This window comes from Bizionia sp. M204 (genome assembly GCF_023205095.1).
Classification (GTDB): Bacteria; Bacteroidota; Bacteroidia; order Flavobacteriales; family Flavobacteriaceae; genus Algorimicrobium; species Algorimicrobium hallyeonense.
Window position 1 is genome coordinate 872,800 of record NZ_CP046242.1, and the last position, 20,860, is coordinate 893,659.

The window sequence follows — 20,860 nt, forward strand, 5'->3', positions numbered from 1 at the left end:
AACCTTATTTGTGCAACCGCTAATTTATGCCTACGAAAAACTCTTCGGATTAGTGTCTGATGTATCTTTATTAGAATTATCAGACACCAATACCAAATTATTGAAAGAATTATCAAATAAAGCGCCAGGAACGTTTCACCATTCTTTAAATGTGGCCAATTTAGCTGAAGCTGCTGCTAACGAAATTGGAGCCAATGCTATGTTGGTTCGCGTTGGCGCCTTGTATCACGATATTGGGAAAATGAAAAACCCAACGTATTTTACGGAAAACCAATCTACAGGAATTAATCCGCATGATGAATTATCACCAAGCGAAAGTGCTCAAATTATTATCAATCACGTAATTGATGGAATTGAAATAGCCCGAAAAAATAATCTTCCGGATCGTGTTATCGATTTTATTAGAACCCATCATGGAACGAGTTTGGTATATTATTTCTATATGAAAGAAAAGGAAGTCAACGAGCTCATAGAAATAGAAGATTTCATGTATCCAGGTCCAAAACCTTTCAGTAAAGAAACGGCTATTTTAATGATGTGTGATAGTGTAGAAGCGGCTTCCAAGAGTTTAAAAGAACCTACGTCCACAAAAATTGACGATTTTGTAGAAAGCATTTTAAACAAACAAATGAATGATGATCAGTTTTTAAATGCCAATATTACCTTTAAAGAAATTCAATCTATTAAAAAGATATTGAAACAAAAGCTGACCAACATTTACCACTTACGTATAGAGTATCCTGAATAGGTCACTAGAGTATCCTGAATAGGTCATTTATTTATCACCTTGTATTTTCTTTAACATTACTTTATAAGTATTTCCTTATTTTTGTTCATTACACTAAAACCAATTATAATATGAGGAAATCATTAATATGCGTTTTGGCACTCTCAACAATTGTTGCTTGTAAGGATGACCAAAACAAAACTGAAAAAGAAGATGTTTCAATGACTATTACTTATCCAGAAACTAAAAAAGTTGACACGGTTGACACGTATTTTGAAACTCAAGTTCAAGATCCATACCGTTGGCTGGAAGATGATTATGCTGAAGATACCAAAGCATGGGTAAAAGCTCAAAACGAAGTGACGTTTAATTATTTAGATCAAATTCCGTTCCGAAGCAAGTTGAAAAAACGGATGGAAACGCTTTGGAATTACGAAAAAATTTCTGCACCATTTATTGAAGGTGATTACACCTATTTTTATAAAAATGATGGGCTTCAAAACCAATCCGTTTTATATAGAACAGATAAAGATGGAAACCAAGAGGTGTTTTTAGATCCAAATGCGTTTTCTAAAGATGGAACGACGTCTTTAGGTGGTTTAAGTTTTACGGAAGATGGTTCTATGGCTGCCTATGCTATTTCTGAAGGTGGAAGTGACTGGCGAAAAATTATCGTTTTAAAAACTGAAAATAAAGAAATTATTGGCGATACCATTATGGATGTTAAATTCAGTGGTATGTCTTGGTACAAAAATGAAGGGTTTTATTATTCCAGCTATGAGAAACCAAAAGGTAGTGAGTTATCAGCTAAAACCGATCAACACCGTTTATTTTATCACAAATTAGGAACACCTCAAAGTGAAGATAAAATTATTTTTGGCGATACTGAAAAGCGTCGCTATGTAGGAGGTTCTGTAACGCAGGATGAAAACTATTTGGTGATTACCGCAGCAAATTCTACCTATGGAAATGAGTTGTATATTAAAGACCTACGGAAAAATGGACCGATTGTAAAAGTGGTTGATAATTTTGAAAGTAGTAATAATGTTATAAATAATGAAGGTCAAACATTCTTCGTGGTTACGGATTTTGAAGCACCTAATAAACGCATTGTAAAATTCAATTTAAATAAATTTGAACAAGCCCATTGGGAAGATGTGATTCCAGAAACTGAAAATGTACTATCAGTATCTAAAGGTGCAAATTATATTTTTGCGGAATACATGAAAGATGCGGTTTCTGTTGTAAAACAATACAAATTTGATGGCACTTTAGTACGTGATGTTAGCTTACCAGGAATTGGTTCTGTTGGTGGTTTTGGTGGTAAAAAGGAAGCAACTACCTTATACTATTCGTTTACAAATTATACGGCACCAGGAACTATTTATGCGTATGATCCTGAAACTGGCGAATCAACGGTTTACCAAAAGCCAAATATCGATTTCAAATCGGATGATTATGAGTCTAAGCAAGTATTTTATAGCTCTAAAGATGGTACCAAAGTACCAATGATTATCACCTATAAAAAAGGCACAGAATTAAACGGCAAGAATCCAACTATGCTATATGCTTACGGTGGTTTTAATATTAGTTTAACGCCGTCGTTTAGTATTGCCAATGCTGTGTGGTTAGAAAATGGTGGTGTGTATGCTGTTGCTAATTTACGTGGAGGTGGTGAATACGGTAAAAAATGGCATAATGCAGGAACGCAAATGCAAAAGCAAAATGTGTTTGATGATTTTATTGCAGCAGCCGAATACCTAATCAAAGAAAACTATACATCATCTGATTATTTAGCAATAAAAGGCGGATCTAATGGTGGATTATTAGTTGGTGCAACTATGACACAACGACCAGATTTAATGAAGGTGGCTATTCCACAAGTGGGTGTTTTAGATATGTTACGTTACCATACGTTTACGGCAGGAGCAGGTTGGTCCTTTGATTATGGAACATCCGAACAAAGTAAAGAGATGTTTGATTATATTAAAGGGTATTCGCCAGTGCATAATGTAAAAGCAGGTGTTGAATATCCAGCAACGTTAGTAACCACAGGTGATCATGACGATCGTGTAGTACCAGCGCATAGTTTTAAATTTGCTGCTGAACTGCAAGACAAACAAACAGGAGCGAATCCGACCTTAATTAGAATTGAAGTGAATGCCGGACATGGTGCCGGAAAATCTACTGAAGCTACTATTAACGAGCAAGTAGATATTCAAGCGTTTGCTTTGTATAATATGGGAGTGAAGGAGTTGAAATAAACTTTTTGATATTGTATCTTATAGAAAAAGCCCAAACTTTTGTTTGGGCTTTTTGATTTTGTTATTCAGAACGAAGCATGAACGGTAAAGAATCTTAAATTTGATAATTGAGATTCCTCCTTTGTCGGAATGACATTATATATTTTAATGGCAATATATTACATGCTTTTAACAAACTCTAAAAACACCTCTTTATGACGTTCCAAATCCATGTTACCGGATAAAGACGCACGAACAATATAATCTTTGTCGCCTTCCTTGGTAGTGCCCTGGGTGGATGTTGCTGGAATAGTCCAGTAGCAACCCTTTAACTGACCATAGCTCACACAAAACTTGCTTTCTTCAGGGATTTCAGTAATCATCAAGTTGATTAATTTCAAATTTAAAGCGCGTTTATGGGCTTCTTTTTCTTCAGCTGTGTTTCCTTTTGTAGGTAAATCTAATGAAAATACGGATGGTGTAAAGCCTTGCTCTGCCAAGTCATCAGACACAAAATTGATTTTCGCTTCTGGTAAAACCTCATGGATAAAGTTTACAAAGTGGCGTGTGTATACATAGGCGTCTGCAATACGCTGATTCATGGATGGTAATTGTTGGGCTAGCAACTTATATTGCAATGCGGTTGCTTCATTGTCACAAAGCATCAAATGCTTCGCTATTTTATCCATTAAGGCGTCTGTTTTGCTATTTCCTACTGCGTATCCCGCAGTACATTTTCCACCACTAGGAAATTTGGAGCCACTGGCATAAGAAATGGTTCTTACCGTGGATAGAATTTCCCCGTCACCTAAAAAGTGCACATTCGGACAAAAGGTTTGATCTAAAATAAAAACAGGATCGATTGCTGTTTCACCCGTTGCTGTTTTTCGCACTTTACTTAAAGCAGCCTTTAAATCCTGAACGTTTGGAACTTCCACTCGTGGGTTTGTTGGAATTTCGGCTATAATGTATGGAACCGCATCTTGTTTGGCAATGCGTTCCAAAACGGTATCAATACTTTGTACCATATCGTTATCACCATCTACTGGTAAATCAACAACGTCAACTTGATCCAAGCAATCTGCCACACGTCTGGCTTGGTCATTGGTGCCACCATAACAATTTGGTGGTACAATAAATTTAATGGCTTTTCCTTTATGATTTTCTTGGGCGTCGTGAATGAGTCCCATCATAATAGCGTATTGCATAGATAAACCACTAGAAGCCACCAAAGGTTTGGACGTGGTACCTGTAATGTCTTTGATGTTTTTTAAAACCTGTTTTTTATGGGGTTCAATTTTATTGGAAGGTGCCTGAAAAGCTGTTTTGTTGACGAGCGCTTTTAAAGCCATAAGCGAATTTTCAGGAGTCATGGCAATGGTTTCACGACGACGTACATGCTGAATATCCGAAATGTATGATGTGTTTTGTTCGCCATTTACGAGTAATATACTGCCTAAATGGTCATGGAGATTCACGTAAAAATCAATATTCGCGTTTAAATCTGTTTGCGCAATGGTGTCTTGATGTGCTATGAAAATGGTGCTTCCCTTAAAATCGAGAATCGCCTTTGAATTATCAACATGGATTAATTCGAAATTATAACCATACACCTCTTTAATGGTTTCCGCATCAAAACAGTCTGGTAAGTCTCCCGTATAAAGGATTTGTGTCTTTTTATTTTCCAATAAATTGGTTCTTAAAATGGCCAAAATCGGAATGGTTAGCGATGCAAAACTGATAACATGTTTAGAATCAATCTGATTTAAATTTGCAAGTCCCCATTCTAGCACGCAAGATAGGGGATGACCCAAGCGGATATAATCATAAGCCGTTGGTAATTTACTTAATGCGGAAGTTGTGGCATTATTGGTTTTATATAAGTGTTCAAACGCGTTTAGAAATTCCGTTTTTGCCAACGACTCATCATAAATATCTAGTCGATGGGTTGTTAGATTCAGCCAGTCTGGTGGCATGTTTTCAATAACAGTTTCAATATAATTTAGCATTTTTGGGTCTTGCATGTTTTTAGGTTTAAATAGGGTTGCAAGGTATGGAAAATAGCTTTTTTTAAAGAAGCTTTTAAGGGGTTTGGCCTTTTTTTATGATTTAAAGCGCATGTCTTTTTAAATAGAATTTTAAAAAGTGCTTTACAAGAGAGGTTGTGTAATACAGTCCTCAATTAGCGCACATAAATCCAATAAAAAACCGCGAGAAATTTCAGAAGTAGGCTAGAACTAGCAATTAATTATACATGGTGTTGTGCCTAGTTTTTTAATTGTTCAATCATATATTCAGTTCCTCTGAAGGTCATATTGTAGAAATTAATTAAATCTTTGTATTCATTACTCAAATTTTCATAAGAATTTCTAAACTCTTTATCCGATTTTATTATATCTGAAATTATAAATCCAGTAAACATATTTAATTTCTTGACAGAAGTTAGAACATTTTTTTTAGCAAAATCTTTGTCCCACATATTTTTTAATTGAAGAATAGAAATGCTTTGAGAATGAGCGTGCCATGAAAGAAAGTTATAAATCTGGTCATTTGTTTCATCTTTAATTCCAGCTTCTTTCATTAACCTTTTCCAACTTACAGGATAGAATTTTTCTTTGTCAAATATTATTTTCCATTTTTTGTTTATAGTTTTATGCAATGATGCTTTTTTTATTTCTGAAAGTTCTAAATACCCTTTTCTAGTTTTTATGGAATTCTCTAAATTCTCAATACTTTTTTTATCTAATTCACTTATTCTTTTTTCTTCATCACTTTCAGGCTCTATATTTCGCTGAAGTAAACCATATCTCATCCAAATCTCAAACCTTAATTGTAACATGTCGTCGTCCATATTTGAATTGGATAGATAGTTTTGAACTAAATAATTTTCAATTACTGTTCTAACCAAAGAATAAATTGAAAATGGGTCAAGCATTTCAATTTTTAAGTTTTTACTTGGTGAATCTAGAGTTATTCCATCAATTAGTTTTTTGACTGAAAATCCATGAACAATGAATTTCTGAGTTAAAAGATTGATGTAATAAAATCGTTCTCTGTCAAATTGAATTTTTTTATTTTCAATTCGATCTGTAAACAATGAGAGAAGTATATCCATTAGTTTCTCAAACTTTGAAATATGAGTTTCAGGTTTGTCATTTAAAATGTCAATTGCAAGATTTATTAGGCTATCCTGTTTCATTTTTCAAATTAGGCACAACAAGTGCATATAGTTAGTAGCATCTATATTTCCACTGATAGAAATACAACCTTTTACACCTGCAATGTTTTTCCAAAAGTGAAAATACCATAAATAGTTACAAGTAGTTTACGGATACCCGTAAATTGTAAGTGCTTTTAGATGAATGTCTTAAAACTTCCGCTCAACCACCCGTTTCGGTTGTAAATCAGGATTCATAATAATTTCAAAATCAATAACACCTAGTACTAGTTCTTCTTCAGTAATAACATCTACTTGCCAGGTGCCAGGCTTGACATTGTTTTTATAGGTGTAGCCACGAAAGCCGGCATTTCGGCCACCTGTGATATCAAATCCAATTTTATCAGTTTCTTCCCATTCCTCGCTGTCTGGATTATACCATTTCCAGCGATGAAAGATGGCTTTTTTTATGGCAGTAGGCGCGAATATAGACGTGAAAACAAATACCTTTTCATCGGGTTGCTGAATGAACTCTAATCGGTGATCGCGCCAAAAAATATACCAGTTATCACGTTCGTAAGTAACCAGATAGTTGCCATTTTCTTTTTGAACACTATGAGCAACAATACCTTCATCTAAAGCTAATGGTACTGGTGGAATTAAATTAAAATAATAAAATAGATTGATGCTCAGATATAAGGTTAAAACAAGCCCGATAACTTTGGTTATACTAATTTCAGCTTTGGTACTCGGACTTTTTACATATACCAAAATAATTAAACCTAAAGTAATAGAGAGGCTTAATAATCCGGAAATTATAAAAATGGTTGTGCTCATTTCCTTGAATACTACAGGAATCATGAACGCAAAAAAAGTAAAGCTTATAAAAAAGTAAATTCCGAATTGTAAGTATTTATTGGAGATTCGCCGTTTTAATACTTCGTTGGCTAGAAGTAGTAAAACAAGGATAACAAAAAATGAAATGGTTTTCGACATGGACACACTTCGGGAAAAATATATGACATACGCGCTGGAAAGTCCACCAAACGAAAATTGTACGGCTAATGGAAAATACTCTTGAAAACGTTCTAAAAAGGTGCCTACCCATTTGCCATCTTCAGCTAAATTAAACAAGTATAACATGGTAGTTAAAAATGTCATGTGTAAGGATAGGACCGTTAAATCGTAAACTCGATCTATACGGCCAAGTGTTAAGGTATCGAAAATAAAACCACCAATAAAGAACAGTAACGGCGCATATTTTTCATGTCTCCGAATAAAATTTCTAAAGGCACTATTTCTGAATTTAACGTAAGTTCTTTTAAAACGCATAGCGAGAGATTGTGGGTTAAATTAAAAAACAGTTGGCACTTTACGGTAGTCAGGATGCGTTTTTTATTGGAATGGGTTAAACTTTTATACCACAAACTTGCCTTGATCTGAATTTATAACCCGCTTATTTTTGGCGCCCTACAAAATGCTCCATGGTTTTATAGATACCCAATACCTTGCCCGTAAACCAGTCGAATACATTTACAGACATAACGGCTTGACCAAATCTAGTTACTCGGTAAATATAGCCTGGAATGGTTACCATTCTTTTATTTGTTTCTATGGCTTTGATAATGGTTAGAGATGCCGCTTCTGGTTCTAATATGGGAATTTTAGATTTCACACCGTCAAACATTCCTGTATTTATATAATAAGGCATGATGGTGGTAACATGTATGTTTTTTTTGAGTTGTTTCATTTCCAAACGCAAACTATCAGACCAACCAATAAGGGCCCATTTGCTGGATGCGTAAACTGACATTTTAGGATTGGAGATTAAACCACCAGAAGAGGCAATATTACATATATGTCCAGAATTCTGTTGAAGCATATCGTCTAGAAATATGTTAGAAATATGCATAGGCGCTAGGCTGTTAATTTTCATGGTGTTTTCTATATCGGCTTCTGTATGTTCATGGAAAAACTTACCGACAATAATTCCCGCATTATTGATAAGCACATCTACGATGCCAATTTCTTGCTTGACGTTTTTAGCGGTTTCTTGAACCTGTTGCATGTTAGAAATATCTAATGTATAGCTAAAAAGCGCCGGATTGTTTTGCAACTCGCTGGTTGTGAAATCTATATTTTCCTGACTAATATCCCAAATAACCACACGAGCTTGACGTTCTAACATGAGGCGTGTCATGATTTTTCCAATTCCAGATGCTCCACCAGTGATTAATACTGTTTTCCCTTTAAAGTTTTTCATGAATTTTTTAAGCCTTGTTTGGTTAGTTTTTTTGATTAAGAACAGCCTATTACCAAATATAGAAAACTATTGGTTTAAAAATAGCGCGAATGGGATATTTGAAATTAAGTTTATCTAAATGATTAGATGCTGTTATTTTACATAGTTTTTAGTCCAATTGGCGCCTTCATCAAAAAGGTTATGACCATTTTCGGAATCGGAGCACAAATAGCTGCCTGTCCATTGGCCATTTAAGGTAAACAGGTTGAAGTTGGATTCAGCACGCACAAAAAATCCCATCCAAGTACCATCATTGTTATAATACAATACACATCGGCATTCGCATAAATGAGAAACCCAATAATTTCAGCCGATTGATTGAACATATAATAACCCTCCCAATTCCCGTAATTTGGGTTGAGTTGGAAATTATATTTAGGATTAATTTTTGAGTTGAATGCCGGGTTTAAATCGGAATTATATTTCGGGTTAGTGCTAGACGTGTATTTGGGATTTATATTGGCTGTATACTTCGGATTGATATTGGAATTATACTTCGGGTTTATTTGTGAGTTAAATACCGGATTTATGTTGGAATTATACTTCGGGTTTAAACTGGAATTAAATTTCGGATTTTGATTGGAAGGTATAATTTGAGCAAAAAGTGGAAGTATAGCGAGGTATAAAAAGAAAGTTACTAAATGCGTTTTCATAATTTGTGAGCTTAAAAGCAAATCAAAGATACTTAAATTATTACGCTTAACATTTGGGATAAATAAGCTTAAATGGGAGGGACGTTATTGCAAACTAATTGAAATGCCTAAAAACAAAAAAGACCTACTGAAAACAGTAAGTCTTTAAGTGAGCCCGACAGGATTCGAACCTGTGACCGCCTCCTTAGAAGGGAGGTGCTCTATCCAGCTGAGCTACGAGCCCGTAACTCTACAAAAAAATTGTCGGGGTGGCAGGATTCGAACCTGCGACCTCCGCGTCCCAAACGCGGCGCGATAACCGGGCTACGCTACACCCCGATACTTTTTTTCAAAAATGCAGTTTAACTCGAAAATTTCGAGTGTCTGCAACATGAAAAAACGGTTACCTAAAAAAATGCGGAGAGACAGGGATTCGAACCCTGGCGACACTTACGCGTCGACAGATTAGCAATCTGCTCCATTACCACTCTGGCACCTCTCCATTAAATATAAAAGAACATTCTTTTAATGCGGATGCAAATGTAACCATCCATTATAAAGAACGCAACTATTTTTGAAACTTTTTACGCTAAAAAATGCAATTTTTATTTACTGATTAAAATTTCAACAATTAACAACCTATTAGTGAACTGATAAGAAGTTTTTTGCACGTTGGTAGGAAATGCTTTTAAAATCGTCTATCACGAGATTTGCTGTCTCATAATTCTGGTTTTTGGAGTGTAAGCTTTTATATCCAACACAAAAAATACCCGCAGCATTAGCTGCTTTAATACCATTTGTAGAATCTTCAATCACCAAACACTGTTCTTTTTTAAACCCGGAGCTTTCCGCAGCTTTTAAAAAGATTTCGGGGTGTGGCTTGGATGCTTTTAAATCGGCACCACTTAATTTGGCTTTAAAGTAGGGGTCCAATTCAAATCGGTTGAAAACACTTTCAATGGTTTGCATAGAAGCGGATGAAGCCAGCACCAACGTTACTTTGTTTTTATGGTAGTCCTGAATTAATTCTAATACGCCATCAATAAGCTGTAAACTGCTGTCCGACACAAATAAATCTTTGAAAATATGGCGTTTAATCTGCACTAATTCCTCGGGTGCATTTGCTAACTTAAAATGATTACAAAGCTGTCGGCAAACATTAATGGTTGATTGCCCCGTGAACGATTGATATTGCTGCTCTGTTACATCTAACTTCAGTGAGTTAAACATCCCATAATAGGCTTTGTGGTGCAGCGGTTCCGTATCTACAATTACACCATCCATATCAAATAATACTGCTTTTAACATGTTTCTCTTATTTATGTTTAAGCGATTAAGCTTTTAAATATTCTACTTTTTTACAAATTATTCCCATACGTTCCTCTTGCATGTTTGTCGCAAAAAATAGGTAAATATCACCACCATCGGCTATTTTTAATTTCTTTCGGATGGTTGCCACAGCATCTGGAAAGTTACGCGTTGTAATATTGGCTTGTGTTATCCCTAGTTTTTTAACCGCTTTTTTATTGTAAGGCACGATTTCTAAAATTTGAAAAGAACGTCCAGGAAAATCAACCAAATCATTACTAGTGTACAAATGGGTGTGCTGATGTAACTTATCAAGTTGTAATTGATGGGAAATACTATTAAAAGCACCCGATTTTAAAATAGCAGCATTGGGCTCATACAAATACTGTTTTGGTAAACTGTAGGTTGTCTGTGCTAATGTTTCTTGATTTAGTTGAAAATTGAAGGTTTGATTCTGGTATTTATTGATATTGATGGTTTTAATAGCAGTGGCACCTTCATAACCATTTTCCAGAATCCAAAGTAATTCTTTAACTTCATTATTCAAGGCAACCACATGAATTTCTTTAACCGCCTGTAACTCTTGAATACCAGATGAAATATCTAATAAAGGCGCCGTTTTAATTAATAGGTTATTGGTGTGCTTGAATACATCATCCAAATGATCTGGAACACTGGGCAAACAATCTTTTAAGAAAAACACTTTACCCTTACTATCATGACGTCTGGAAGGATCTATATAAATCCAATCGAAGCGCGTTTTTTGACTTTTTAAAAACCCAATACCATCTTCTGAAATTGTTTGAATATTGGTGACTTGTAACTGTTTAAAATTATAAGTAACGATTTCAGATAAGTTGTTATTTATTTCGCAATGAATAACCTGTTGCATTGTTTTTGCGAAATAAAAACAATCTACACCAAAACCACCAGTTATATCCAATAGGTTTTCTCCTGAAACTAGAGAGGCTTTGAATTGCGCCGTAGTTTCCGAAGAGGTTTGCTCAATATTCAATTTATTTGGATAATAAATGAATGGTGTTTTAAACCAGGTTGGGAGTTTGGTTTTACTACGTTTTTTGGCTTCAATTTGCGCTACTAATTCCTTAATTGTAGCAGACGAATGAGGTGCTTTTCCAAACAGTAGTTTGGTACTATCGGATTCTAAATGGGCGTCTATAAATTCCTGATTTTCGGTATTTAAAATGGCGACATTCAAAACGGCTTAAAGATTCTTTGTTAAACTCTGAACAATTTTATTATCGGCTAAAAACTCCTTTAAAATAACCTTTAAAGCGGTGTAAGCAGGAATAGCGATAATCATACCTACAATTCCAAAAAGGAGTCCAGCAATAACAATAACCAGGAATATTTCAAGTGGATGCGATTTTACACTTCTTGAGAAAATAACCGGTTGACTAATAAAATTATCAATTAATTGGCCAATGGCAATAACAATTAAAACATAGAGTGTTTCTGGTAAAATAACATCGCTAAAACTACTACCTAAATTACTAGTCATAGTCAGTAATACCATAATACAACCACCAATTACGGGTCCCAAATACGGGATTAAATTAATTAAGGCACATAAGAAGGCTATTACAACAGCATTTTCAACACCCACAATTAACAAACCAATGGTGTAAATAACAAAAATGACTGAAATTTGAAATACAAGTCCCACGAAATAACGCGAGAGTAAGTCTTTAATTTTTTCGATTGAATTTTTTACGCGACTTACTTTACTATCTGGAACGAGTGTAAGTAGGCTGTTTTCAAAAAGTTTACTATCCTTTAAAAAGAAAAATGATATAAATAATACGGAGAATAATCCAATACTAAAACTTCCCAAACCGCTTACCACGGAGTTTAAAAATTCCGGGATAACGCTAAAATTTAAGTTTGAAAACAATTCGGAATTTTCAAGTGAGTCTCCCGTATTTATTTTATCCAAATTAAAATGGGAAGCCGTTTCATTATATATATTATTAATATTTACCTGTAATTTTTCAATATCTAAAAGTGATAAATTATGACCTTGTTCAACAATTAAAGGAATGAAAAGACCTACTAAACCCAGTATCAATCCTAAAAGCATTATCATACTTGTTATAACTGCTAATAGGTTATTGAATTTTAAACGACGTCTTAAAAATGCTACAATAGGTCTTCCTGTTAAGGATATAACGGCAGAAATGGCAATGTAAACGATGACAGATTGTATTTTATAAAGAAAAAACAAAAGAATAGCTACACCTAATAGATAGCCAATTGCTCTTAAAATACCGTTTGAAACTTGTTTAGAATTCATGCGTCAAATATACTGATTGAAACTGAAATGGTTACCAATTAATTTTCCTTAAGTTGTTTGGTTATTTCGTATAGGCAAATGCTTGTAGCTTGAACCACATTCATACTGCTATTTTGCCCAAACATATTTATGTGAACAACCGAATCTGCTAATGCTAAAACAGCTTCCGAAATCCCAAAATTTTCTGCACCAACTATTAAAGCAATAGGTTCTGTGGTCTCAAATGTTATTTGATTAATGGCTTGGCTGTCTTCGGTAATTTCTAAAGCGACTATACGATATCCACCTGATTTTAAGTGTAAAATGGATTCTAACGTATCCGTATTCATTTCAAACGGCACATATTTTTCTGTAGCGCGTGAGGTTTTAGCTGATTTTCTTCCAAACTCGATATCTTTTCCGCAGAAAATTAATTTTTCAACTCCAAAGGCGTCGGCCGTTCTAAATAAACTCCCAATGTTTGGCGCATTGGTAATTCCATCGCAAATTACAGTAATGGGGAAGGTGTGTGGTGAAAATTTAGAGGTGTAATGTGTGAGTTGCATAATTCTATTTACTCTAATGCTCAAACGCATATTTAATAATATTGGCACCCATTTTTAATGCTTTTTCTCGAACTTCTGGTGGATCATTATGCACAACTTCATCTTCCCAGCCATTACCTAAATCACTTTCATAGGTAAACAGAACTACTAATCGGTTTTCATGGAAAATGCCAAAAGCTTGTGGTCGGTTTCCATCATGTTCATGGATTTTTGGTAAACCTTCAGGTAAACTATAGGCTGTATTAAAAATAGCGTGATTTGCTGGTATTTCTATCATTTCTGCATTGGGAAACACCGTTTTTAAAGCTTCTGTAACATAGGGTTTCATGCCGTAGTTATCATCTATATGTAGAAATCCTCCCGAAAGCAGGTAGTTTCGTAAGTTTTCAGCATCTTCATCACTAAAATAAACGTTACCATGACCCGTCATGTGGATAAAGGCATATTGAAAAATATCCATGCTACCAGCCTCTACAGTTTCTGGTTTCTCATTGATTTTGGTGTTGATATTCGTATTACAAAACGCAATAAGATTTGGAAGTGCTGTTGGATTACTATACCAATCACCACCACCTTTGTATTTTAAAACGGCAATTTCTTGGGCAGATATACTACACGTAATAATTAATAAAAGAATGGTGATGCGTTGCTTCATAGTTACTCATTTACAAATGCCACACTGTGACATGCAACAATTGCTGCGGTTTCGGTACGTAATCTGGTTTCACCCAAAGTTACAGGAATAAACTTGTTTTTAATGGCTGTTTCAATTTCTTTAACACTAAAATCGCCTTCTGGTCCAATTAAAATGGTAATTGCCATTTCGGGTTTAATTACTTGCTTTAAAGATTTCCTATCCAGTTCCTCACAATGTGCAATAAAAGTTTGTCCTTCAAAAGATTGCTTTATAAAATCTGAAAACGGAATGGCCTCATTTAACGTCGGTAAATAGCAATTTAAGGATTGCTTCATAGCTGATTGAACTATTTTTTCAAAGCGATCTAATTTTATCACCTGACGCTCACTATGGTCGCAAATAATAGGCGTAATGGTAGTGATGCCTATTTCAGTTGCCTTTTCTAAAAACCATTCAAACCGATCGTTCATTTTGGTAGGCGCAACCGCTAAATGTAATTGGTAACTTAAGGGTTTCTGTACTGTTTTAGCTATAATTTTAGCTTCACATTTTTTTATGGCATCTGTTGTAATTTCAGCTGAAAACAACCAACCTTTTCCATTGGTAATTTGAAGGATGTCTCCCACATTTTTCCGAAGTACTTTTATAATATGACGACTTTCGTCTTTGTCAAACGTAAAGTTCTCGGTAGTTTCGGAAATATGTGGATTGTAAAACAGCTGCATGATTATTTTTTTTCGACTATTTTTAGCACTTTAATTTCCTTGATTTCTTTTGGCTGGTAGGAATTCAACACCAAATAATACCAGGATTTATCTTTGAGTTCAAATGAAAACAAATCGCGTTTGCTAATAGGAACATTAATAATGACGCGTTCTAATTCCGGATGCATTTTACCAGGAGCAAACCAGCCTGTATCACCATTTCTATTCGCATTTCTATCCATAGAATATTGTTGCGCCAATTTACTAAATGGCACACCATCTTTGTATTTTTTGGAAATGGTTTTAATTAGGCTTTCTGCCGCTTCGGCATCTATTTTGTTGCCATCAATAAAAATATAATTCGCCCGATAATGCGTGGTTGTAAAACGATCTACAACTTTATAACGGGTTCGTTCCATTTGACCATCAACTGTGGCTTGGCCCGAGCTAAATAGGTTTCGCGCTAATTCGGTTTTATGGTTCTCCTCATTAAAAACAATAAACGTGTTGCTTTTGCTTGGGTTGGAATCTAAAAACAATTGGGCTTCGTCAGCATTGGTAATTGTTTCAAAAGTAGGTGTTACGGCTTCCTGTGCATGTAGGACTGCACAGAAACCAATTAAAAAAATTAGTAGTGTTTTCATAATTTGGGATTGTTTAGTAAACAAAAAAACAAAAAATAAGGCTTCAATGAACGAATTGCCAAAACATTATTAACAGATGTTTTAACAATTGGCTATTAAATTTTCAATCTAGAAGAGGCTGTTACGTCTTGCTCACTAAAATAACCTTCCAAATACTTTAAATATCCAACAATAGCAATCATGGCAGCATTATCTGTGGTGTATTCAAATTTTGGCACATAGGTGGTCCATCCAAATTTTTGCTCACCATCTTTTAAAGCTTGACGAATACCTGAATTAGCGGAAACACCGCCACCAATAGCAATATGTTTAATACCTGTTTGCTTGGTGGCTAATTTAAGCTTATCTATTAATATACCGATAATAGTATATTGGATAGAGGCGCAGATATCATTCAGATTTTCTTTAACAAAATTGGGGTTTGCTTTGGTTTCTCGCTGAACGAAATATAGAATTCCCGTTTTTAATCCCGAAAAACTAAAGTTTAAACCGTCCACGTTTGGTTTGGTAAATTTAAACGCCTTCGGGTTTCCTAATTTAGCCCGTTTATCAATTTCTGGACCTGCGGGATACCCAAGGCCAAGAATTTTTCCGCTCTTATCAAAGGCTTCACCAACAGCATCATCAATTGTTTCACCTATTACTTTTAAATCAAAATAGCTGGAAACTTTAACTATTTGAGTGTGGCCACCTGATATAGTCATGGCCAAAAAAGGGAAGGGTGGCTTTGTATAATCGGCTTCTTCAATAAAATGCGCCAAAATATGTGCTTGCATATGGTTAACGTCAATTAATGGAATATCCAGACCAAAAGCCAAAGACTTGGCAAAGGAGGTGCCTACTAATAAAGAGCCCATTAATCCAGGCCCTCTAGTAAAGGCCACGGCATGTAACTCGTTTTTAGTAATGCCTGCTTTTTTAAGTGCTTGAGCAACCACGGGAACAATGTTTTTTTGATGTGCTCTAGAAGCCAATTCAGGAACCACACCACCATATTCTTCATGTATTTTTTGACTTGCTACAACATTACTCAAAACACGACCGTTTAACAGTACGGAAGCCGCAGTATCATCGCAGGATGACTCAATTCCTAATATGTAAATATTTTCTGTAGCCATTTCTAATAATTGGGCATAATAATTGTTAATTTTGATGTCAAAGTTATAACTTTATAAACGTATCAAAAAATTTTTCAAAATACTCGGACGATTAGTAGCAACCTTATTGCTACTATTTATTATTTTGGTACTACTATTGTCCATTCCTGCCGTTCAAACTGGCATTGCCAAGCATGTTACGAACAGAATAAATTCAGATTTCAAAACCAATATAAATATTGAACGCATCGGTTTGCAAATCACTGGTGATGTGGAACTGAAAGGCGTGCTAATTCGCGATTTTAAAAAAGACACCCTAATTAGCGCCACCAATTTAAATACCTCTATTTTAAGTTTTAAAAATTTATACAACGGTAAATTGGTTTTTGGTGATATAGATTTGGAAGGTGTTATTTTTAATTTGGTGACCTATAAGGGCGAAACCGATACCAATTTAGATGTGTTTGTGGCACGTTTTGATGAAGATAACCAGGAGGTTAGCGAAAGTACATTTTTAATGTCCTCGAGTGATGTTACCATTAGAGATGGTATTTTTAGAATGACGAATGAAAATAATGAAACGCCTAAAATTCTTGAATTTACTAACGTTTTTACCAATGCAACTAATTTATTAATTAATGGTCCAAATGTTAGTATGCGGATTAATACTTTGGCATTTGATGATAGTCGTGGTCTTAAAATGAAAAATTTAGTCACCAATTTTTCGTATACCAAAGAACAAATACGTTTAGATAATTTAGATATTAAAACGGAGAATTCTATTTTAAAAGGCGATGTGAAATTTTCGTACAATAGAGAAGATTTACAGTTTTTTACAGATAAAGTTCAAGTGAATGCCAATTTTACAGAAGCGGATATTGCCTTAAATGAGTTGAATACTTTTTATGATGAGTTTGGTATTAACCAACATGCCACTTTTACGACAAACGTTACGGGAACACTAAATGATTTAAAACTAAATAACTTAAAATTGAACACGAGTAGTAATAGTCGTGTTTATGGTGATTTATATTTTAAGAATCTGTTTAATAAAGAAACGGATAATTTTTATATGAATGGAAAATTTACCAATCTATCATCCAATTACAAGGATTTAAAGGCGCTTTTGCCAAATGTTTTAGGGAATTCTATTCCTTCAGCTTTTGATAGGTTAGGCCGTTTTACTATTGTTGGGCAATCTGAAATTACTACATCTGAAATAAAGGCGAATCTTCAAATTCAAACGGATTTGGGCTTTATAGATTCTAATTTAGAAATGAAAACCTTTAATGATGTGGACAATGCCACGTATAAAGGGAAAATAGTGTTTAAAGATTTTGAAATTGGGGAATTCATGGAAAACCCGAATTGGGGAAAAACCTCATTAAACCTGAATGTAAATGGTAAAGGTTTTACTTTAGAAGGCTTAGACACCAAACTTTTGGGTGATGTGTATGCGGTTGTATATAACGGTTATGAATATAACAACTTGGAAGTATCAGGTGTGCTAGGAAATAATATTTATGATGGAAAACTCATTTCCAATGATGAAAATTTAAAACTAACATTTAATGGGTTAGCCGATTTTTCAAAGGAAATAAGTGAGTTTGATTTTGAAGCAGATGTAAGCTATGCCAACTTAAAAGCCATGAATTTTGTGAAAAATGATAGCCTATCAACGTTTAAAGGTGTGGTGGTTATGAAGGCTTCAGGTACAACTGTAAATAATGCCGTAGGTAACATTCAATTTAGGAATACATCGTATATCAATGAGCATGATTCTTATTTCTTTGAAGATTTTCAAATAACATCAACCTTCCAAGAAGAGGTGCATTATATTAATGTAAATTCTCCAGATATTATTACGGGACAGTTAAGTGGTGTTTTCCTATTTGAAGATATTGGAAAGCTTTTTGAAAATGCCGTAGGAAGCATTTACGCGAACTATAAACCGCATAAAGTAGTAGAAAATCAATACATTGATTTTAATTTTAATATCTATAATAAAATAGTTGAAGTATTTGTTCCCGATATCGAGCTAGGATCCAACACCTACATTCGTGGCCATGTGGAAAGTCAAGAGGATGAATTTAAATTAACCTTTAAATCACCTAAAATTAAGCTGTTTGATTATTTTGCAGATCAAATTTCTTTACAAGTAGATAATAAAAACCCACTTTTTAATACCTATGTAGAAGTAGATAGTATCAATACCAATTTTTATAATATTTCTAAATTCAACTTAATTAACGTAACCCTAAAGGACACATTGTTTATTAGGTCGGAATTTAATGGCGGTAAAAACAATAACGATATCTATAATTTAAGTTTTTACCATACCATTAATAAAGAAAATAAATCCGTTGTTGGTTTTAGTAAATCAGATATCACTTTTAAGGGGAATAAATGGATTTTAAATGAAAATAGAAACCGGAATAACCGGCTCGTTTTTGACAATAACTTTAAAAACGTAAAAATAGATTCATTTTTAATGAGTCATAATAGTGAGCAGATAAAGCTTTTTGGAGAATTACGAGACTCTACCTATAAGGATATTAAACTAAATTTTAAGGATGTTGATTTGGCTAAAATAACACCATCCATAGATAGTTTGGATTTACGCGGAAACGTAAATGGTAAGTTGGATGTTTTTCAGCAAAACGGACTCTACCTACCAGACGCCAATATTACCGTGGATGATTTGGAAATTAATAAGCTTGTCCTAGGTTCTTTTGATGCGCAGATTCGCGGTAATGAATCGCTTACAAACTATTCAGTATACGCCAAAATTAAGGATGATGCCAATGAATCCTTTTCAGCTATTGGTATTATTGATGTGGCATCAAATGTTTCAACCATAGATGTCGATTTAAACTTTAATAATTTCAACCTATCACCATTAAACCCATTCTTGTCTGGTATTTTAACAAATATTAGAGGAGACGTTACGGGTGTTGCAAGAGTAGAAGGAAGTTTGAAAAAACCGCAATTAAATGGCGATTTGGTATTAAACAACTCCGGGTTAACGGTTCCGTATTTAAATGTGGATTTTGAATTTGCAAATAAATCATCGGTAACGCTAGATAATCAAAGTTTTGTGTTTAATAATATCCGAATAACAGATACTAAATATAACTCCAAAGGCATTTTAGATGGTTCCATTAATTATGTTAATTTTGGCGATTGGAGTTTGGATTTAGATGTTAATACACAACGCTTATTGGTTTTAGATACCCAAGAAGAAACTGAAGATGCACCGTATTACGGAACAGGATTTATTGGTGGTATTGCCAGCATAAAAGGTCCAGCTAATAATTTGGTGATTAGCGTTATTGGTGAAACCAAGCCAGGAACAACCTTTGTTATTCCTTTAACGGACTCTGCCACTTTTGGTGATAATTCCTTTATTCACTTTTTAACACCTGAAGAAAAACTTGCCAAGTCATTGGGTCAGGAGGTGCGAACACAGAATATTTCGGGATTAGAATTAGATTTTGAATTGGATATAACGCAAGATGCCGAAATAGAAATAGTAATTGATAAAGTGTCTGGAAGTACCATAAAAGGAAGTGGTGTTGGTGGCTTGCTAATTGATATTAACACCAATGGTAAATTTAATATTTATGGTGATTTTTCGGTTTTTGATGGTGTTTATAACTTTATGTATGGTGGCATTGTTCAAAAGAAATTTATTGTAGAACCCGGTGGAACTTTGGCTTGGGAAGGCGATCCATTTTCAGCGCAAATTGAAATAAGCGCTATTTATAAAACGCAAGCAAATCCATCACCTTTGTTGGATAATCCTATTAATAGGAGTATACCTGTTCACGTGTTAACCATGTTAAGTGGACCTTTAGAAAAGCCCGACATTGAATTTGAATTCGAATTTCCAAACGTGAGTTCTACGGTGAAATCAGAATTAAATTACCGACTCGATTCCAAAGAAGACCGAGATAATCAAGCGCTCTATTTATTAGCAACCGGCGCCTTCTCAAACCGATTAAACGATATAAATATAACCGGAACTATTACCGAACGTTTAAATGGTATTATTAACGGTTTCTTTTCAACTAGTGATAATAAAGTGAACATAGGTTTAAATTACGAAGCTGGCGAAAATACACCCGACTATCAAACCGATGATCGTTTAGGGGTGACCCTTCAAACCAATATAAGCGACCGCATTTTAATTAATGGTAAAGTTGGTGTGCCTGTTGGAGGTGTAAGTGAAACGGTTATTGCTGGAGATGTTCAAATTGACTTTTTATTAAATGACGAAGGAACCCTAACAGCTAAAGTTTTCAATCGTGAAAATAGTATCCGGAATTTTGGTGAAGAAATTGGCTATACACAAGGTGTTGGTATAGCATGGAATGTGGATTTTGACACGTTTAGAGAGCTAATTCAAATTATTTTTAAAGGCAAACACGAATACGAAGAAGAAAAAGCCAAAGAAGCAGAGCAAGCTGAAGAAAATAATAAAAACCTACCGGGTTACATCGGCTTTAAGGATGAGGAAGAAAAGAATTAAAAACAGTGACAAATAGCAT

At 34.5% G+C, this 20,860-nt stretch carries 17 protein-coding genes and 3 tRNA genes; 3 read left to right on the forward strand and 17 right to left on the reverse strand.

Features of this window, described 5'->3' with window-relative positions; translation table 11 throughout:
* Window positions 1-30: 30 nt before the first annotated feature.
* On the reverse strand, window positions 31-87 hold the full coding sequence (locus GMA17_RS15460) for a hypothetical protein (RefSeq protein ID WP_371922431.1): 57 nt from the start codon (window positions 85-87) through the stop codon (window positions 31-33).
* A 64-nt stretch (window positions 88-151) separates the two neighbouring features.
* On the opposite strand from GMA17_RS15460, the gene GMA17_RS15465 reads away from it, so the two are divergent.
* Both GMA17_RS15465 and GMA17_RS03905 read left to right on the forward strand, forming a co-directional pair.
* Window positions 152-748, forward strand: a complete 597-nt coding sequence (locus GMA17_RS15465; RefSeq protein ID WP_371922432.1) for an HDIG domain-containing metalloprotein — start codon at window positions 152-154, stop codon at window positions 746-748.
* Window positions 749-858: 110 nt separating this feature from the next.
* Complete coding sequence (locus GMA17_RS03905; protein WP_248399341.1) at window positions 859-2,991, forward strand: prolyl oligopeptidase family protein; 2,133 nt, start codon at window positions 859-861, stop codon at window positions 2,989-2,991.
* 158 nt (window positions 2,992-3,149) lie between these two features.
* On the opposite strand, the gene GMA17_RS03910 is transcribed toward GMA17_RS03905, so the two are convergent.
* The 16 genes from GMA17_RS03910 to tsaD all read right to left on the reverse strand — a co-directional run bounded on the left by GMA17_RS03910 (window position 3,150) and on the right by tsaD (window position 16,331).
* A complete protein-coding gene (locus GMA17_RS03910; RefSeq protein WP_248399343.1) occupies window positions 3,150-4,994 on the reverse strand; it encodes a PLP-dependent transferase in 1,845 nt (614 codons plus the stop codon).
* Window positions 4,995-5,236: 242 nt separating this feature from the next.
* Window positions 5,237-6,169 carry a DUF5677 domain-containing protein gene (locus GMA17_RS03915; protein WP_248399344.1) on the reverse strand — a complete coding sequence of 311 codons (933 nt, stop codon included), beginning with the start codon at window positions 6,167-6,169 and terminating at the stop codon, window positions 5,237-5,239.
* 168 nt (window positions 6,170-6,337) lie between these two features.
* On the reverse strand, window positions 6,338-7,459 hold the full coding sequence (locus GMA17_RS03920) for a DUF2914 domain-containing protein (protein ID WP_248399345.1): 1,122 nt from the start codon (window positions 7,457-7,459) through the stop codon (window positions 6,338-6,340).
* Between the two features lie 124 nt (window positions 7,460-7,583).
* Window positions 7,584-8,390 carry an SDR family oxidoreductase gene (locus tag GMA17_RS03925; RefSeq protein ID WP_248399346.1) on the reverse strand — a complete coding sequence of 269 codons (807 nt, stop codon included), beginning with the start codon at window positions 8,388-8,390 and terminating at the stop codon, window positions 7,584-7,586.
* A 230-nt stretch (window positions 8,391-8,620) separates the two neighbouring features.
* The gene (locus GMA17_RS03930) at window positions 8,621-9,082 is read right to left on the reverse strand and encodes a hypothetical protein (RefSeq protein WP_248399347.1); all 462 of its coding nucleotides are present in this window, start codon (window positions 9,080-9,082) and stop codon (window positions 8,621-8,623) included.
* A 149-nt stretch (window positions 9,083-9,231) separates the two neighbouring features.
* A tRNA-Arg gene (locus GMA17_RS03935) sits at window positions 9,232-9,305 on the reverse strand.
* A gap of 20 nt (window positions 9,306-9,325) precedes the next feature.
* Window positions 9,326-9,400: transfer RNA gene (locus GMA17_RS03940), tRNA-Pro, on the reverse strand.
* A 79-nt stretch (window positions 9,401-9,479) separates the two neighbouring features.
* Window positions 9,480-9,563: transfer RNA gene (locus tag GMA17_RS03945), tRNA-Ser, on the reverse strand.
* A 140-nt stretch (window positions 9,564-9,703) separates the two neighbouring features.
* Window positions 9,704-10,369, reverse strand: a complete 666-nt coding sequence (locus tag GMA17_RS03950) for an HAD family phosphatase (RefSeq protein ID WP_248399348.1) — start codon at window positions 10,367-10,369, stop codon at window positions 9,704-9,706.
* A gap of 25 nt (window positions 10,370-10,394) precedes the next feature.
* On the reverse strand, window positions 10,395-11,588 hold the full coding sequence (locus GMA17_RS03955; protein ID WP_248399349.1) for a class I SAM-dependent methyltransferase: 1,194 nt from the start codon (window positions 11,586-11,588) through the stop codon (window positions 10,395-10,397).
* 6 nt (window positions 11,589-11,594) lie between these two features.
* Entirely contained in the window at window positions 11,595-12,683 is a 1,089-nt protein-coding gene (locus GMA17_RS03960; protein ID WP_248399350.1) for an AI-2E family transporter, read from the reverse strand.
* 38 nt (window positions 12,684-12,721) lie between these two features.
* The gene (locus GMA17_RS03965; protein WP_248399351.1) at window positions 12,722-13,228 is read right to left on the reverse strand and encodes a TrmH family RNA methyltransferase; all 507 of its coding nucleotides are present in this window, start codon (window positions 13,226-13,228) and stop codon (window positions 12,722-12,724) included.
* Between the two features lie 13 nt (window positions 13,229-13,241).
* Window positions 13,242-13,883: a DUF4159 domain-containing protein gene (locus tag GMA17_RS03970; protein WP_248399352.1), complete on the reverse strand. Its 642-nt coding sequence runs from the start codon at window positions 13,881-13,883 to the stop codon at window positions 13,242-13,244.
* A gap of 2 nt (window positions 13,884-13,885) precedes the next feature.
* Window positions 13,886-14,590 (reverse strand): 16S rRNA (uracil(1498)-N(3))-methyltransferase, encoded by a 705-nt coding sequence (locus GMA17_RS03975; protein ID WP_248399353.1) that lies wholly within the window; start codon window positions 14,588-14,590, stop codon window positions 13,886-13,888.
* Window positions 14,591-14,592: 2 nt separating this feature from the next.
* Entirely contained in the window at window positions 14,593-15,213 is a 621-nt protein-coding gene (locus tag GMA17_RS03980) for a peptidylprolyl isomerase (protein ID WP_248399354.1), read from the reverse strand.
* A gap of 95 nt (window positions 15,214-15,308) precedes the next feature.
* The gene (gene tsaD, locus GMA17_RS03985) at window positions 15,309-16,331 is read right to left on the reverse strand and encodes a tRNA (adenosine(37)-N6)-threonylcarbamoyltransferase complex transferase subunit TsaD (protein ID WP_248399355.1); all 1,023 of its coding nucleotides are present in this window, start codon (window positions 16,329-16,331) and stop codon (window positions 15,309-15,311) included.
* Between the two features lie 106 nt (window positions 16,332-16,437).
* Between tsaD and GMA17_RS03990 the strand changes: the two genes are divergently transcribed.
* Entirely contained in the window at window positions 16,438-20,841 is a 4,404-nt protein-coding gene (locus tag GMA17_RS03990; protein ID WP_248399356.1) for a translocation/assembly module TamB domain-containing protein, read from the forward strand.
* The last annotated feature ends 19 nt before the right edge of the window (window positions 20,842-20,860 follow it).

Bases quoted from the DNA above. Each gene is read 5' to 3' on its own strand.
- GMA17_RS03925 (WP_248399346.1), bottom strand. From the start codon at position 8,390: ATGAAAAACTTTAAAGGGAAAACAGTATTAATCACTGGTGGAGCATCT.
- GMA17_RS03980 (WP_248399354.1), bottom strand. From the start codon at position 15,213: ATGAAAACACTACTAATTTTTTTAATTGGTTTCTGTGCAGTCCTACAT.
- GMA17_RS03920 (WP_248399345.1), bottom strand. From the start codon at position 7,459: ATGCGTTTTAAAAGAACTTACGTTAAATTCAGAAATAGTGCCTTTAGA.
- GMA17_RS03905 (WP_248399341.1), top strand. From the start codon at position 859: ATGAGGAAATCATTAATATGCGTTTTGGCACTCTCAACAATTGTTGCT.
- tsaD (WP_248399355.1), bottom strand. From the start codon at position 16,331: ATGGCTACAGAAAATATTTACATATTAGGAATTGAGTCATCCTGCGAT.
- GMA17_RS03930 (WP_248399347.1), bottom strand. From the start codon at position 9,082: ATGAAAACGCATTTAGTAACTTTCTTTTTATACCTCGCTATACTTCCA.
- GMA17_RS03950 (WP_248399348.1), bottom strand. From the start codon at position 10,369: ATGTTAAAAGCAGTATTATTTGATATGGATGGTGTAATTGTAGATACG.
- GMA17_RS03975 (WP_248399353.1), bottom strand. From the start codon at position 14,590: ATGCAGCTGTTTTACAATCCACATATTTCCGAAACTACCGAGAACTTT.
- GMA17_RS03965 (WP_248399351.1), bottom strand. From the start codon at position 13,228: ATGCAACTCACACATTACACCTCTAAATTTTCACCACACACCTTCCCC.
- GMA17_RS03910 (WP_248399343.1), bottom strand. From the start codon at position 4,994: ATGCAAGACCCAAAAATGCTAAATTATATTGAAACTGTTATTGAAAAC.
- GMA17_RS03915 (WP_248399344.1), bottom strand. From the start codon at position 6,169: ATGAAACAGGATAGCCTAATAAATCTTGCAATTGACATTTTAAATGAC.
- GMA17_RS03970 (WP_248399352.1), bottom strand. From the start codon at position 13,883: ATGAAGCAACGCATCACCATTCTTTTATTAATTATTACGTGTAGTATA.
- GMA17_RS03960 (WP_248399350.1), bottom strand. From the start codon at position 12,683: ATGAATTCTAAACAAGTTTCAAACGGTATTTTAAGAGCAATTGGCTAT.